Source organism: Pseudomonas morbosilactucae (assembly GCF_023241665.1).
In the GTDB taxonomy this organism is placed as follows: Bacteria; Pseudomonadota; Gammaproteobacteria; order Pseudomonadales; family Pseudomonadaceae; genus Aquipseudomonas; species Aquipseudomonas morbosilactucae.
Genome location: NZ_JALQCX010000029.1, coordinates 1 through 15,125 on the forward strand (window position 1 = coordinate 1; position 15,125 = coordinate 15,125).

At 62.3% G+C, this 15,125-nt stretch carries 14 protein-coding genes and 1 pseudogene; 8 read left to right on the forward strand and 7 right to left on the reverse strand.

Features of this window, described 5'->3' with window-relative positions:
• Nucleotides 1-207 precede the first annotated feature (207 nt).
• The 4 genes and pseudogenes from M1B35_RS16270 to M1B35_RS16285 all read right to left on the reverse strand — a co-directional run bounded on the left by M1B35_RS16270 (nucleotide 208) and on the right by M1B35_RS16285 (nucleotide 4,286).
• Nucleotides 208-1,061, reverse strand: a pseudogene (locus M1B35_RS16270) (shikimate dehydrogenase).
• A 5-nt stretch (nucleotides 1,062-1,066) separates the two neighbouring features.
• The gene (gene aroQ / locus M1B35_RS16275) at nucleotides 1,067-1,507 is read right to left on the reverse strand and encodes a type II 3-dehydroquinate dehydratase (RefSeq protein WP_123334792.1); all 441 of its coding nucleotides are present in this window, start codon (nucleotides 1,505-1,507) and stop codon (nucleotides 1,067-1,069) included.
• Nucleotides 1,508-1,914: 407 nt separating this feature from the next.
• A complete protein-coding gene (gene trmA, locus M1B35_RS16280) occupies nucleotides 1,915-2,994 on the reverse strand; it encodes a tRNA (uridine(54)-C5)-methyltransferase TrmA (protein WP_268262516.1) in 1,080 nt (359 codons plus the stop codon).
• Nucleotides 2,991-4,286, reverse strand: coding sequence for an NCS2 family permease (locus M1B35_RS16285; RefSeq protein WP_123334796.1), 1,296 nt, complete (start codon nucleotides 4,284-4,286; stop codon nucleotides 2,991-2,993). Before M1B35_RS16285 ends, trmA begins: the two co-directional genes overlap by 4 nt.
• Before the next feature lie 206 nt (nucleotides 4,287-4,492).
• On the opposite strand from M1B35_RS16285, the gene M1B35_RS16290 reads away from it, so the two are divergent.
• Together M1B35_RS16290 and M1B35_RS16295 are read left to right on the forward strand one after the other, a co-directional pair.
• Nucleotides 4,493-4,951 carry a DUF4879 domain-containing protein gene (locus M1B35_RS16290; RefSeq protein WP_123334798.1) on the forward strand — a complete coding sequence of 153 codons (459 nt, stop codon included), beginning with the start codon at nucleotides 4,493-4,495 and terminating at the stop codon, nucleotides 4,949-4,951.
• 50 nt (nucleotides 4,952-5,001) lie between these two features.
• Nucleotides 5,002-5,553 carry a DJ-1 family glyoxalase III gene (locus M1B35_RS16295; RefSeq protein ID WP_123334800.1) on the forward strand — a complete coding sequence of 184 codons (552 nt, stop codon included), beginning with the start codon at nucleotides 5,002-5,004 and terminating at the stop codon, nucleotides 5,551-5,553.
• Between the two features lie 15 nt (nucleotides 5,554-5,568).
• Here the strand turns inward: M1B35_RS16295 and M1B35_RS16300 are convergent, their stop codons facing one another.
• Complete coding sequence (locus M1B35_RS16300) at nucleotides 5,569-6,807, reverse strand: MFS transporter (protein WP_268262517.1); 1,239 nt, start codon at nucleotides 6,805-6,807, stop codon at nucleotides 5,569-5,571.
• A 405-nt stretch (nucleotides 6,808-7,212) separates the two neighbouring features.
• Here M1B35_RS16300 and M1B35_RS16305 point away from each other — a divergent pair, with 405 nt between their 5' ends.
• The 3 genes from M1B35_RS16305 (at nucleotide 7,213) to M1B35_RS16315 (ending at nucleotide 9,946) form a co-directional block, all read left to right on the forward strand.
• The gene (locus M1B35_RS16305; protein ID WP_123334804.1) at nucleotides 7,213-8,655 is read left to right on the forward strand and encodes a cytochrome ubiquinol oxidase subunit I; all 1,443 of its coding nucleotides are present in this window, start codon (nucleotides 7,213-7,215) and stop codon (nucleotides 8,653-8,655) included.
• A gap of 3 nt (nucleotides 8,656-8,658) precedes the next feature.
• Complete coding sequence (gene cydB / locus M1B35_RS16310) at nucleotides 8,659-9,666, forward strand: cytochrome d ubiquinol oxidase subunit II (RefSeq protein ID WP_123334806.1); 1,008 nt, start codon at nucleotides 8,659-8,661, stop codon at nucleotides 9,664-9,666.
• 112 nt (nucleotides 9,667-9,778) lie between these two features.
• Complete coding sequence (locus tag M1B35_RS16315) at nucleotides 9,779-9,946, forward strand: DUF2474 domain-containing protein (RefSeq protein ID WP_123334808.1); 168 nt, start codon at nucleotides 9,779-9,781, stop codon at nucleotides 9,944-9,946.
• A gap of 81 nt (nucleotides 9,947-10,027) precedes the next feature.
• Here M1B35_RS16315 and M1B35_RS16320 read toward each other — a convergent pair whose 3' ends face one another.
• Nucleotides 10,028-11,152: a methyltransferase gene (locus M1B35_RS16320; protein WP_268262518.1), complete on the reverse strand. Its 1,125-nt coding sequence runs from the start codon at nucleotides 11,150-11,152 to the stop codon at nucleotides 10,028-10,030.
• A gap of 219 nt (nucleotides 11,153-11,371) precedes the next feature.
• Here M1B35_RS16320 and M1B35_RS16325 point away from each other — a divergent pair, with 219 nt between their 5' ends.
• Nucleotides 11,372-12,148 (forward strand): ferredoxin--NADP reductase, encoded by a 777-nt coding sequence (locus tag M1B35_RS16325; protein ID WP_268262519.1) that lies wholly within the window; start codon nucleotides 11,372-11,374, stop codon nucleotides 12,146-12,148.
• 48 nt (nucleotides 12,149-12,196) lie between these two features.
• On the opposite strand, the gene mscL is transcribed toward M1B35_RS16325, so the two are convergent.
• Entirely contained in the window at nucleotides 12,197-12,610 is a 414-nt protein-coding gene (gene mscL / locus M1B35_RS16330; RefSeq protein ID WP_123334814.1) for a large-conductance mechanosensitive channel protein MscL, read from the reverse strand.
• 282 nt (nucleotides 12,611-12,892) lie between these two features.
• Between mscL and katB the strand changes: the two genes are divergently transcribed.
• Nucleotides 12,893-14,434, forward strand: a complete 1,542-nt coding sequence (gene katB, locus M1B35_RS16335; RefSeq protein WP_268262520.1) for a catalase KatB — start codon at nucleotides 12,893-12,895, stop codon at nucleotides 14,432-14,434.
• A gap of 116 nt (nucleotides 14,435-14,550) precedes the next feature.
• The gene (locus M1B35_RS16340) at nucleotides 14,551-15,090 is read left to right on the forward strand and encodes an ankyrin repeat domain-containing protein (protein ID WP_123334818.1); all 540 of its coding nucleotides are present in this window, start codon (nucleotides 14,551-14,553) and stop codon (nucleotides 15,088-15,090) included.
• Nucleotides 15,091-15,125: the final 35 nt, after the last annotated feature.

A 15,125-nucleotide genomic window follows, 5' to 3' on the forward strand; every position in this document is an offset into this window, starting at 1 on the left:
ATCCGCCCTTTGTAGGAGCTGGGCTCGCCAGCGATAGCGCCCTCAAGCCCTTTGCAAAACCCGAGGCCCCATGCCGGCAAGCCGGCTCCCACATTCACATGGAAGGCATCGAAATACCCATTGTAGGAGCTGGCTCGCCAGCGATAGCGCCCCCAAGCCCTGTACAAAACCCGAGGCCCCATCGCCGGCAAGCCGGCCCCGGCGGGGTCAGTGGTTCATGCTTTGGAAATGCTCGAGCATGCGCTGGGCGTCGGCGGTGACGCCGCTGAACAATTCAAACGCCTTGACCGCCTGGAACACCGCCATGTTGCCGCCATCCAGGGTCCGGCAACCGAGGGCGCGGGCGTTGCGCAGCAGTTCGGTTTCCAGCGGGAAGTAGACAATCTCGGCCACCCACAGGTCCGCGCGCAGCAACTCCACTGGCACGGGCATCCCCGGTAGCTTGGCCATGCCCATGGGCGTGGTGTTCACCAGGCCGTTGGCGGCGCCGAGGGTGGCGGGCAGGTCCACACCCGCCTTGGCCCGGCCGGGACCGAAGTGCTGATTGAGGTTGTCTGCCAGGCTCTGGGCGCGGCTGCTGTCCACATCGAAAATACTCAGTTGCTGCACGCCTTCACCGAGCAGGGCGTGGGCCACGGCGCCCCGGCACCACCGGCGCCCATTTGCACCACCCGTTCCAGGGCCACGCCTTGCAAGCCACGACGAAAACCTTCGGCAAAACCCAGGCAATCGGTGTTGTGGCCGATGCGCTTGCCGTTCTTCAGCACCACGGTGTTCACCGCGCCGATGCCCCGGGCTTCGGCAGACAGTTCATCAAGCAGAGGAATGATGCTCTGCTTGCACGGGAAGGTGATGTTCAGGCCGGTGAAACTCATGCGCTCGGCCGCCTGCAACAAATCGGGCAGGGCACTGCTGTCGAGTTTCAACTGATCCAGGTCGATGAGCCGGTACAGGTAGCGCAAACCCTGGGCATCGCCTTCACGCTCGTGCATGGCCGGGGTGCGGGAAGCCTGGATACCGGCGCCGATCAGGCCGGCGAGAATTGCGTTGTCAGCACTCATTGAGATCACCCTTGCAAGCGCTTGCTGAAATGTTCCAGGGCCAGGCGGTAGCCATGGCTGCCAAAGCCGCACATCACGGCCAGGGCGATGCTCGACACAAAGGAGTGATGACGGAACGGCTCGCGGGCGTGGACGTTGGACAGGTGCACTTCGATCACCGGCAACTCGCTGGCCACCAGGGCGTCGCGGATGGCCACCGAGGTATGGGTCCAGGCTGCCGGATTGATGACGATCCCGGCGCAACGGCCGCGGGCGCCGTGGATCCAGTCCAGCAACTCGCCTTCGTGGTTGGTCTGGCGGAACTCCACGGTGAGGCCGAATTCCTCGGCCGCACGGCCGCACAGGGCAGAAATATCCGCCAGGGTTTCATGGCCGTAAGTGGCGGGTTCGCGGGTGCCGAGCAGGTTCAGGTTCGGGCCGTTAAGCACCAGAACGATAGGACGCATGGGGAGTATCTCCGTTGTTATTGTTGGCCCGGCGTGAGGAGACCGGGCTGTGGAGATAAATTGTACTAACTGGTTAATTAGGTCAATTGCGCTCGGATCAGCGAGCCCCTGGCCCGGCATTAAGTGTTCGGTGATCGAACAAAAACACGAGCCGTCTTTGCGTGGGCACCGGCCTTGCAAGAATTGCTTACCACCTGATCGCCGTTTATCCCGCCGTCGTGGCTAGCCTTGATGGAGCTGGCTGGGGTATTGAGCGCTTCCCGTAACGGCCGTCAGAGCAGTGCGGCCAAGGCCCAGGCGGCCCGTCTCAATGGCAAGAAGGGCGGTCGCCCACGCAAGGTGGCTGAAGAGCTCTGAGGCGCAGGGGCTGCAAACGGCCGCCAGCCAGGGCATGGCGGCCGGTGGCTTTAACGACGAGTCAGCAAGACCCCGGATTCCATGTGATGGGTCCAGGGGAACTGGTCGAACAGCGCGCAGCGGGTGATGCGGTGGGTGTCGTGCAACTGGGCGATGTTGGCCGCCAGGGTTTCCGGGTTGCAGGAGATGTACAGGATGTTGTCGAAGCGCCGGGTCAGCTCGCAGGTGTCCGGGTCCATGCCGGCCCGGGGCGGGTCGACGAACACGCTGCCGAACTCGTAGCTCTTCAGGTCCACGCCTTGCAGGCGACGGAACGGACGCACTTCGTTCAAGGCTTCGGTCAGCTCTTCAGCGGACAGGCGCACCAGGGTCACGTTGTCCACGGCGTTTTCGCTGAGGTTGCTCAGGGCGGCGTTGACCGAGGTCTTGCTGATCTCGGTGGCCAGCACTTTGCGCACTCGAGTGGCCAGGGGCAGGGTGAAGTTGCCGTTGCCGCAGTACAGCTCCAGCAGGTCGTCCGGTCGATCACCCAGGGCCTCATAGGCCCAGTTGAGCATCTTCTGGTTCACCGTGCCGTTGGGTTGGGTGAAGGCACCTTCGGGCTGGCGATAGCTGAAGGTACGACCGCCCACCTCAAGTTTTTCGACCACGTAATCCTGTCCGATCACTTCACGTTTGCCCTTGGAGCGACCGATGATGCTGACGTTCAGGTCGGCTGCGAGTTGGGTCGCGGCTGCATGCCAATGCTCATCCAGCGGGCGGTGATAACACAGGGTGATCATCGCGTCGCCGGCCAGGGTGGTGAGGAACTCCACCTGGAACAGTTTGTGGCTCAGGGGCGCGCTGGCTTGCCAGGCGGCCTTGAGGCGGGGCATCAGGTCGTTGATGTGGCGACTGGCGATGGGGAAGGCTTCGATCAGGATCGGCGTGCGCTTGTCTTCCTGGGAAAACATCGCGTAATGCCGCTCACCGGCCTCGCGCCACAGACGGAATTCCGCGCGCAGGCGGAAGTTCTGCAAGGGCGAGTCGAAGACCTGGGGCTCGGGCGCATCGAAAGGGGCCAACAGGTCACGCAGGCGAGTGACCTTGTCGTCCAACTGTGCGGTGTAGCTTGGGGCATCAAAAGTCATGCGGCGAACCAACCCAACTTGATCACAAACAGAATCGACAGGATCACCAGCGGTGCATTCAGCTCACGGGCGCGGCCGGACAGCAACTTAATCGCGGTCCAGGCAATAAAGCCGAAGGCGATGCCGTTGGCGATGGAATAGGTGAACGGCATGGCCAGCGCGGTCACGACCACTGGTGCGGCTACGGTGATGTCGTCCCAGTCGATTTCCGCCAGGCCCGAGGTCATCAGCACCGCCACGAACAGCAGGGCTGGCGCGGTGGCGAAGGCCGGCACGCTGGCCGCCAGTGGCGAGAAGAACAGCGCCAGCAGGAACAGGATCGCCACCACGATGGCCGTCAGGCCGGTGCGGCCGCCGGCGCTGACGCCCGCTGCGGATTCGATGTAGCTGGTGGTGGTCGAGGTGCCCAGCAGGGAACCGGCCATGGCCGCGGTGCTGTCGGCGATCAAGGCCCGGCCCATTTTCGGCATGTGGCCGTCCTTGCCCATCAGGCCGGCGCGCTTGGCCACGCCGATCAGGGTGCCGGAGTTGTCGAACAGGTCGACGAACAGGAAGGCGAAAATCACGCTGACCAGGCCGATGTCCAGGGCGCCCTTGATGTCCAACTGGAGGAAGGTCGGCGCCAGGGATGGTGGCATGGACATCACCCCTTTAAAGGCAGTGAAGCCCAGGACGATGGAGGCGATGGTCACCACCAGGATGCCGATCAGCACAGCACCGCGAACCCGCAGGGCTTCCAGGGCCACGATCAGGGCAAAACCCAGAGTGGCGAGGATCGGCGCGGGTTTGCGCAGGTCGCCGAGGCCGACCATGGTCGCCTCGTTGCTGACCACGATGCCGGCGTTGTGCAGGGCGATCAGCGCCAGGAACAGGCCGATACCGGCCGCGATTGCCGAGCGCAGGGGCAGGGGGATGCTGTTGATGATCCATTCACGGATACGGAAGATCGACAGCAGGAAGAACAGCACCGCCGAGATGAACACCGCGCCCAGCGCCACTTGCCAGGTATGGCCCATGTGCAGGACCACGGTGTAGGTGAAGAAGGCGTTCAAGCCCATGCCCGGTGCCAGGGCGATTGGGTAGTTGGCGATCAGGCCCATGATGGTCGAGCCGATGGCCGCGGCCAGGCAGGTGGCGACAAACAGCGCGCCTTTGTCCATGCCCGTCTCGCCGAGGATGCTCGGGTTGACGAAGAGGATGTAGGCCATGGCCAGGAAGGTGGTGACGCCCGCAAGAATCTCGGTGCGCACGTTGGTGTTGTGTGCCTTGAGTTGAAACAGCCTTTCCAGCATGTCTGCTCCCCGTGGCGCGCCCGGCGCCGTGAATGTATCGACCTCAATAGCAAAGCACAGGCGGCCTGAGGCGTCTGTGGATTTGCGCTGGGTCGGAAAAAGCCGCGCATCATACCAGCAGCGTGGGGCAATGGCTGCGATCGTCGGCGATGTTTTGCCGGGATCGCAACTGGCGCATACTGCGCCCTGATTGATAGGGGGGACCTATGGGCAGCACGATGAAAATGACCGCTTGGGCTATTGGCCTGTTGAGCGCTGCCGGCTTGTACCTGGATGCGCTGCCGGCGCAGGCCCGTTCCGCGCCGCCCCTGAGCCGGGTCGAGGTGCTCAAGGTGCAGTCGCCCTCATGCGGGGTGGAAGATGTTTCCGGTGGCCGTGAAAGCACCTACTGCGACCACAGCGGGCCGAACATCAAGGTCTACGTGCTGGAGCTGGGCTACGGTCGCCAACCCCACGTGACCCTGGACGGCTTCGCCCTCAATGGCAGCCGTTCGGCGGTCTGCCAGGACGGCAGCAGCCTGGTGGCCTGTGGCACGGGCGCGGTCACGGTGGGCTATCTGTATACCTTTGACCTGGCGGGCAAGCAGGAAGGCACCTTCAGTTTCAGCAATACCTCGATCAATGCGCCGGGAAACACCATGAGCGCGCAGATCTATATCAAGTAACGACCTGAAAGCTGGCTAAGCTCTAAAGACCCTTTCGTGGAATTCCCCCCATGAGCTTCAGAGCCCTGATTACCCTCGCCGAGGGCATCGACGACCTGCAAAGCGTGACCCTGATTGACGTGTTGCGCCGCGCCGAAATCGAAGTGCTGGTGGCCAGTATCGAGGCGCGCCGCATGCTCACCTGTGCCCGGGGCACGCGCCTGACCGCCGATGCCATGTTAGTGGATGTGCTGGCCCAGGACTTCGACCTGATCGTGTTGCCCGGCGGCGCGGTGGGTGCACAACACCTGGCGGCGCATCAACCCCTGATGCAGCGGGTTAAGGATCAAGCGGCTGCGGGGCGGGTGTTTGCCGGTATCGCCGAAGCGCCGGCCCTGGCCTTGCAAGCCTACGGTGTGCTGCGCCAGCGACGCATGACCTGCTTGCCCAGCGTCAGCCAGCACTTGCTGGGCTGCACCTTTGTCGACCAGCCCGTGGTGGTGGATGGCAATTGCGTCACCGCCCAGGCTTCGGGAGCCGCCCTGGCGTTTGCCCTGACCCTGGTGGAGGCACTCTGTGGCCGCGGCAAGCGCGCTGCGGTGGCGGGGCAGATGCTGGTTTAGCCTGCCCCAAAGGCTTCAGGCGAGTTTTTCCTCGACCGGGACGTGCATCCGATCCCGATTGGCCAGGCTCGGGAACAATTTGATCCAGACGCCAGTGATCACCAGCGTACCGACCCCGCCCATGACCACGGCCGGCACGGTGCCGAACCAGTGGGCGGTAACCCCGGATTCGAACTCCCCAAGCTGGTTCGAGGCGCCGATAAACAGCCCGTTGACCGCACTGACCCGGCCGCGCATTTCGTCCGGGGTTTCCAACTGCACGAAGGACGCACGGATCACCATGCTGATCATGTCCGCCGCCCCCAGCACCACCAGCACGGCTAGGGAAAACCAGAACGAGGTGGACAGGCCGAAGGCGATGGTGGCCACGCCAAACACCCCGACCGCAGTGAACATCACCCGGCCCACGTGGCGATCGACACTGCTGCGTGCCAGCCACAGGGACATCAACAAAGCCCCCACGGCGGGCGCTGAACGCAGCAAGCCCAGGCCCCAGGGGCCGGTGAGCAGAATGTCCTTGGCAAACACCGGCAGCAAGGCGGTGGCTCCGCCCAGCAGCACGGCGAACAGGTCCAGGGAGATGGCGCCGAGGATGTCCGGGCGGCTGCGGATAAAGCGAATCCCCGCCAGTAACGAATCCAGGGTGGCCTTGCCCTTGTTCAGCGGCGTTTGCCGCGCCGGCAGGTTGAGCATCAGGCAGCAGGCGATCACGTAGAGCAGCACCGTCGGCCCATAGACCCAGACGCTGCCGAAGGCATAGAGCAGGCCACCGAGTGCCGGGGCCACGATGGTGGCCGATTGCTGGGCCGACTGCGCGGCCGCCACGGCCCGGGGGAACAGGGCGCTGGGCACGATGCTCGGCAGCAGGGCCTGGGTGGTGGGCATCTCGAAGGAACGGGCGGCGCCGAGCAGGAATGCGAGGATAAAGATCATTTCCCGGGTGACGTTGTCAGTCAGGCTGCCAATGGCCAGGGACAGGGCGATCAACGCCTGCAGCGACTGACAAATAGCGGCCACGCGGCGCCGGTCATAACGGTCGGCCACGTGCCCGGTGTGCAGCATGAACAGCACCCGCGGGGCGAATTCCACCAGGCCCACCAGGCCCAGGTCGAGCACGTTGCCGGTCAGTTGGTAGAGGTTCCAGCCGATGGCCACGGTGAGCATCTGGAAGCCGCTGGCGGTGAAAATCCGGGCCAGCCAAAAGGCAACGAACGGCTGGTGATGACGTAACAGCAGAGGGGCTTGGCTGGGCATCGGAACGTGGGTCTGAGCGAGGGGAACCGCGAGATTATCACCAACATGTAACCAATAGTTGCTATGCCGGGGAAAATCGTTAGCTGCGCATCTATCGAACTTCGCGGGGTCTTTCAGCGAACACGTCAAATCGCCGCCAAACCCCGGGCTTGAGGTGGTGAGGCAAGCTGTCACGCGACAAATAACCACACAGTTGCACCGTGAAAATGGGACTACTCTTTCAACGTTGCTTGACCCAGATCAAAACCTTTTTTCAAGGCTGATGTGGTGGCCAGAGGGCCGAAAATCCCTGCGTTGCGATGGTTTAAAAAAGAACGAATCAGAATTCGCCACACTCCATATCCGTGGGGGCAGTGGGTGCAGGCCCCAGGCCGGCAGCCGGTATTACCTGACTGAGGAAAACGTATGTTCGGTTTGGAGGCAATTGATCTCGCCCGAATTCAGTTCGCATTCACCATCTCGTTCCACATCCTGTTCCCGGCCATCACCATTGGTCTGGCGAGCTATCTGGCGGTGCTTGAAGGTCTGTGGCTGAAAACCCGTGACGATACCTACCGCGACCTGTACCACTTCTGGTCGAAGATCTTCGCCGTCAACTTCGGCATGGGCGTGGTGTCCGGCCTGGTCATGGCCTATCAGTTCGGCACCAACTGGAGCCGCTTCTCGGATTTTGCCGGCGCTGTCACCGGCCCGCTGCTCACCTATGAAGTCCTGACGGCCTTCTTCCTGGAGGCCGGTTTCCTCGGGGTGATGCTGTTCGGCTGGAACAAGGTCGGGCGCAACCTGCACTTCTTCTCCACGGTCATGGTGGCCATCGGCACGTTGATTTCGACCTTCTGGATCCTCTCGTCCAACAGCTGGATGCAGACCCCCCAGGGCTTTGAAATCGTCGACGGCCGGGTGATCCCGGTGGACTGGTTTGCCGTGGTGTTCAACCCCTCGTTCCCGTACCGCCTGGCCCACATGGCGACCGCAGCCTTCGTCGCCACCGCCTTCTTCGTGGGTTCCTCGGCCGCCTGGCACCTGCTGCGTGGGCGTGATAACCCGGCGATTCGGCGCATGCTGTCGATGGCCATGTGGATGGCCCTGATCGTCGCCCCAGTACAGGCGGTGATCGGCGACTTCCACGGCCTCAACACCCTCAAGCACCAGCCGGCAAAAATTGCCGCCATTGAAGGCCACTGGGAAAACGTCGGTGACGAGCCGACCCCGCTGATCCTCTTCGGCTGGCCGGACATGAAGGAAGAGAAAACCAAGTACGCGGTGGAAATTCCCTACCTGGGCAGCCTGATCCTGACCCACTCCCTGGACAAACAGGTGCCGGCGCTCAAGGAGTTTCCGCCTGAAGATCGCCCCAACTCGACCATTGTCTTCTGGTCGTTCCGGATCATGGTCGGCCTGGGCTTCCTGATGATTTTCACCGGCCTGTGGAGCCTGTGGCTGCGCAAGCGTGACCGCATTTACCACAACCGCCTGTTCCTGCATTTGGCGTTGTGGATGGGCCCGTCCGGGTTGATCGCGATCCTCGCTGGCTGGTTCACCACTGAAATCGGTCGCCAGCCGTGGGTGGTCTACGGGTTGATGCGCACGGCCGATGCGTCCTCAGGGCACAGCTTTGCCCAGATGAGCATCACCCTGGCGCTGTTTGTCGTGGTGTATTTCTCGCTGTTCGGCGTGGGCCTGGGCTACATGATGCGCCTGGTGCGCAAGGGGCCGAAAATCAACGAAGGCGCCGAGACCAGCCACGGCGGTCCCGGACAGCAACGTACACCGGCTCGTCCGCTGTCGGCTGCCGACGACGATGCTGGGGTCGACGACCACGGCACCCGCCTAAACAAGGGGAACTGAGTCATGGGTATTGATCTTCCGCTGATCTGGGCCGTGATTATCATCTTCGGCATCATGATGTACGTGGTCATGGACGGCTTCGACCTGGGCATCGGGATTCTCTTCCCGTTCGTCAAGGACGAGCGCGACCGTGACGTGATGATGAACACCGTCGCCCCGGTCTGGGACGGCAACGAAACCTGGCTGGTATTGGGCGGTGCGGCGTTGTTCGGCGCCTTCCCGCTGGCTTACTCGGTGGTACTTTCGGCGCTCTACCTGCCGCTGATCCTGATGCTGATCGGCTTGATCTTCCGCGGCGTGGCCTTTGAGTTCCGCTTCAAGGCCAAGGACGACAAGCGCCACATTTGGGACAAAGCCTTTATCTGGGGGTCGTTGGCGGCGACCTTTTTCCAGGGCGTGGCCCTGGGTGCCTTCATCGATGGCATTCCGGTGGTCAATCGCCAGTTCGCCGGCGGCTCCCTGGACTGGCTGACTCCGTTCACCCTGTTCTGCGGCCTGGCGCTGGTGGTGGCCTACGCCTTGCTCGGCTGCACCTGGCTGATCATGAAGACCGAAGGCAAGTTGCAGGAGCAGATGCACAACCTGGCGCGGCCCCTGGCCTACGTGGTGCTGGCGGTGATTGGCGTTGTCAGCCTGTGGACGCCCTTGGCCCATCCGGAAATCGCTTCGCGCTGGTTCACTCTGCCCAACCTGTTCTGGTTCCTGCCGGTGCCGATCCTGGTGTTGGTGACCATGTACGGCTTGCTCCGCGCTGTGGCCCGCAACGCCAACTACACGCCGTTCCTGTTGACCCTGGTGCTGATCTTTCTCGGCTACAGCGGTTTGGGCATCAGCCTGTGGCCGAACATCGTGCCGCCGTCGATCTCCATCTGGGACGCCGCCGCGCCGCCGCAAAGCCAAGGCTTCATGCTGGTGGGCACGCTGTTCATCATCCCGTTCATCCTGGGTTACACCTTCTGGAGTTACTACGTGTTCCGCGGCAAGGTCACCCACGAAGACGGTTACCACTAGGTAGGGGCCGGCTAGCCGGTGACGAGTCCCTTGAGGCTCGCGCCCGGCTTGCTGCCGCTTTCGCTGGCAAGCCAGCGGCTACAGGCATTCGGGTTAAGCAGGAATCGAGATCATGAGCGGTAAACACTCTTTGCAGGAAATCGAACAGGCGGAAAAGAAGCCGCTCTGGCAGCGGCTTGGTTGGCTGGCAATGATCTGGACCGGCAGCGTCCTAGCGCTTTTCGTGGTGGCCAGTCTGATGCGCATGTTTATGAACGCTGCGGGCCTGACCACCCACTGAAACACTACAGTCCATCCCATCCCGTTGCCTTGCGGCACGGTTTTATAACCCTCCGTTGGAGGGTTTTTTTTGGCCCGGGATTTACTTGCGTGCTTTGAGAATCACGAACTTCGGCGTGGCCGCCACTTGCTCCACGCCGCGGAACAGGCGCGCCAGCTTGCTGTGATAGCCCAGGTGGCGGTTGCCGACTATATAGAGGGCGCCGCCCACCACCAGGGCTTCACGGGCCTGCTGGAACATGCGCCAGGCGAGAAAATCGCCCACCACTTGCTGCTGGTGGAACGGTGGGTTGCACAGCACCACGTCCAGGGACTGGGCTTCCTGGCCGGCCAGGCCGTCGCCGGCGCGCACCGTCACGTCGCGTTCACCCAGGGTGGCGCGCCAGTTCTCCAGGGCTGATTGCACCGCCATGAACGACTCGTCCACCAGGGTGTACTGGGCGTCGGGGTTGTTCAGGGCACTGGCGATGGCCAGCACGCCGTTACCGCAACCCAGGTCGGCGACCCGGGCGCTGCCAAGGTTGTTCGGCAGGTGGGGCAGGAAGGCCCGGGTGCCGATGTCCAGCCCTTCGCGGCAGAACACGTTGGCGTGGTTGAGCAGCTCGATGGCCGGCTCGTCGAGCCGGTAGCGTGTCGGGTAGGGCGACACGGCCTGGGTTTTGTCTTCCGGGGTGGCGATCAGCAAACGGGCCTTTTTCACCGCCAGGGACGCCTGGACCGGGCCGATGTAGCGCTCCAGCAAATCCCCGGCGGCGCGGGGCAGGTGCTTGACCATGGCCGCCGCGACGACTTGTGCGCCTGGGGCCAGTTGCCCTTGCAGGCGGATCAGTTGTTCTTCCAGCAGTGCCAGGGTTTTCGGCACGCGGATCAGCACCCGGTCGAAAGGCCCGCTCAAGGGATGGCTGGCCGGCACCAGGCTCACGGCGTCGAAGGCCTGGCCATTGCGCACCAGGTTCTTTTCCAGGCCCTGGGCGCCGAGAAAGGAATCGCCACTGCTGCTGACCTGCACCCGGCCGACCAGACTCGCGGCCAAGGCGCCGAAGCTGTCGTTGAGCACCAGCACCCGCGTCGTTGCCGCCGGCTGTTGCTCGGCTAGGTGGTTGAGCAGGTACTCGTCCGCCGCGTCGAAGGCTTGCAGGGGCTCATTCGATTGTTCGGGTTGGCGGATCAGGTCGAGCTGGGCGAAGGGACTGACGAGCAGGGGCATGGGTACAGACTCTGGGTAATCGATGAATGTCCTGCCGGCGCACGGGCCGCGATGAAGGCAGGCCCCAGCGAGCCGGCGCGGTGTGGGCGTGGCTCGAAGGGGGGTAAATGGTACGTTTTTTTGCCGGTGCTTGCCCGGAAACGATGCCATTACAAACCGCCGGTGTTTGTCCGGCCCGCTTTGCGGGACACTAAGGGCCTTCGTCCCATGGAGCCCGTCATGACTGCCAGTGCAGAAAAATACACGCGCCAGACGTTGCTCGACGTCCAGCCCCTGACCCCCAGCCTGTTTACCCTGCGCACCACGCGGGATACGGGTTTTCGCTTTCGCGCCGGTCAGTTCGCTCGCCTCGGGGTGACCAAGGCCGATGGCAGCACGGTCTGGCGCGCGTACTCCATGGTGTCGTCGCCCTTTGATGAGTTCCTCGAGTTTTTCTCCATCGTGGTGCCGGACGGCGAGTTCACCAGCGAGCTGAGTCGGTTGCAGGTGGGCGACAGCCTGTTGGTGGATCGCCAGGCGTTTGGTTACCTGACCCTGGATCGCTTCATCGATGGCCGCGACCTGTGGCTGTTATCCACAGGCACCGGGGTCGCGCCTTTTCTGTCGATCCTCCAGGACTTTGACGTCTGGGAGAAATTCGAGCGCATCCTCCTCGTCTACAGCGTGCGCGAGGCCAAGGAGCTGGCCTATCAACAGTTGATCGCCGAGTTGGCGCAGCGCGACTACCTGGCGGAGGTTGCCCACAAGCTGACGTTCATCAGCACCGTGACCCGGGAGCAGCATCCAGGCAGCCTGAATGGGCGCATCACGACCCTGATTGAGAATGGTGAATTGGAACGGGCTGCGGGCGTTGAACTGTGCGCTGAGCACTCGCGGGTGATGCTCTGCGGCAACCCGCAGATGATCGAGGACACCCGCGCGCTGCTCAAGCAACGCGACATGCAACTGAGCCTGAGCCGGCGCCCTGGGCAGGTGGCGGTGGAAACCTACTGGTAATAAAAACGGCGCCTCGAGGGCGCCGTTTTGCTGATCCGTCGCCAGGGTTCAGGGCTTGTCGTTCTGCGCCTTGAGCAGGTCGCGGATCTCGCCCAGCAACACTTCTTCCTTGGTCGGAACCGGCGGCGCGCTGGGGGCCACGGCTTCTTCGCGCTTCAGGCGGTTGATGGCTTTCACGCCCATGAAGATGGCGAAGGCGACGATCACGAAGTCGATCATGCTCTGGATGAATTTGCCGTAGGCCAGAACCACGGCCGGCGTATCGCCCACTGCTGCCTTGAGGGTGATCGCTAAGTCGCTGAAGTCCACTCCACCGATCAGCAGGCCGATCGGGGGCATGACCACATCGCCGACAAAAGACGAGACGATTTTGCCGAAGGCGGCGCCGATGATAATACCGACCGCCATGTCGACAACATTCCCTTTGACCGCGAAGGCCTTGAACTCACTGATCACGCCCATGGGGTATTCCTTATTACTGATGAGGTTGGTTTTCGCAGTGTAAATCAGCAAAAAGCATTTTGCCGAAACAACTTTTTACAGCTCAGGGGGTATCGACCCTGATAACGGCCAATAGTTTATTAAAGTGCCACTATTCGCGCGTGATACCCCTCGCTTCAATAATTAACCAGAACTTTTTTTCAATCGGGGTCTTGTTGTCTTTCTATTTAGTACTCAAACACTTAGCTACTAGCCTCTGGCAGGCGCATCACGGTGCGCCTTATATAACTAGAGGAATAAAACATGACCGCTACCTTTGGCCTTGGGGCTCTTTCCCAGCGACGCATACTGGGCGTTCTTGCCGCCAGCATGCTCTCTCTTTCCGTACAGGCTGCCACCCTGACCCGTGATAACGGTGCTGCGGTGGGCGATAACCAAAACTCACAGACCGCGGGTGCCACCGGGCCGGTGCTGTTGCAGGATGTGCAGTTGATCCAGAAGCTCCAGCGCTTCGACCGCGAGCGCATTCCAGAGCGTGTGGTGCATGCCCGAGGCACTGGCGCCCATGGTGTGTTCACCGTCACCGACAACCTCAGCGACCTGACCCGGGCCAAGGTGTTTTCCAGCGGTGAAGTGACCCCGGTGTTTGTGCGTTTTTCTTCGGTGGTGCACGGCAACCACTCTCCGGAAACCCTGCGTGACCCCCGTGGTTTCGCCACCAAGTTCTATACTGCCGAAGGTAACTGGGACTTGGTGGGCAACAACTTTCCGACCTTTTTCATTCGTGACGCAATCAAGTTTCCCGATATGGTCCATGCGTTCAAACCGGACCCGCGCACCAACCTGGACGATGATTCCCGGCGTTTCGATTTCTTCTCCCATGTACCGGAAGCCACCCGGACCTTGACCGAGCTGTATTCAAACGCCGGCACTCCGGCGAGCTATCGGGAAATGGACGGCAATGGCGTGCACGCCTACAAGTTGGTCAACGCCAAGGGTGAAGTGCACTACGTGAAGTTCCACTGGAAGAGTCTGCAAGGCCTGAACAACCTTGATCCCCAGCAAGTCGCGCAGGTGCAGGGGCGTGATTACAGCCATATGACCCACGATCTGGTCAGCCACATCAACCAGGGCGACTTTCCGAAATGGGACCTGTATGTGCAGGTCTTGAAGCCCGAAGACCTGGCCAAGTTCGACTTTGACCCCTTGGATGCGACGAAAATCTGGCCGGGCATTGCCGAGCGCAAAGTCGGGCAAATGGTGCTCAATCGCAACCCGGCGAACGCCTTCCAGGAAACCGAACAAGTGGCCATGGCGCCGTCCAACCTGGTGCCGGGTATCGAGCCTTCGGAAGACCGTCTGTTACAGGGCCGAGTGTTCTCCTACGCCGACACCCAGATGTACCGCCTGGGGGCCAATGCCCTGCAACTGCCGATCAACGCGCCGAAAGTCGCGGTCAACAACGGCAATCAGGATGGTGCCCTGAATGGTGGCCAGACCAGCACCGGGGTCAACTACCAGCCCAGCCGTCTGTTGCCTCGTGAAGAGCCACAGAGCGCACGTTACAGCGCCTTGCCGCTGTCGGGCAGCACCCAGCAGGCGAAGATCCAGCGTGAGCAGAACTTCAAACAGGCAGGTGATCTGTACCGTTCTTTCAGCAAGAAAGAGCGCCAGGACCTGATCGACAGCTTCGGCGGTTCCCTGGCCACCACCGACGACGAGAGCAAGCACATCATCCTGTCGTTCCTCTACAAGGCTGACCCGGAGTACGGCACTGGTGTCACTCAAGTGGCCAAGGGCGATCTGGCCCGGGTCAAGGCCCTGGCGGCCAAACTGAGCGACTGATGCTTCACGCCTTGTAGGCGCTGGCTTGCCAGCGAGCACGGACGCCGCGCTGTCTCAGGCGGCCCCCTCGCCGGCAAGCCGGCGCCTACGGCTCTCAATTAAAACGGAGGGGCGTTATGCGCCTGTTTATTGCGTTGCTGACATCGGCCTGGGCCCTGGCTGCCCAGGCGCAGTCCCCCGACCCGGTGGCGGTCAAGGTCCAGTTGGAAAACTACTATTTCGATGCCGCTCGTCGTGGCGATGTGGAGATGCTCAACACCTTTATCGACGCCGGGTATGCCCTCAATACCCAGGATGACAAAGGCTACACGGCCTTGATCCTGGCGGCCTATCACGGCCAGGGGCCGGCTGTGGAGCGCTTGCTGGCCGCCGGTGCCGATGCCTGCGCCCAGGATAAAAGAGGCAATACGGCGCTGATGGGCGCCATCTTCAAAGGCGAATTACAGATTGCCCGGCGCTTGTTGGCTGCCGATTGCAGCCCCGACCAGCGTAACGCTGCCGGGCAGACGGCGGCGATGTATGCCGGCTTGTTCCAGCGCCAGGAATTGCTGGACGCCTTGGCGGCCAAGGGCGCCGACCTGCTGGCCGAAGACTCGTTGGGCAATAGCGCCGCGCGCCTGGCCGGCGGTGAAATCCGTACCGCCGTGCCGCACTGATCCCGCTCCAGCTGAGCTATCATCGCGGTTTTTGC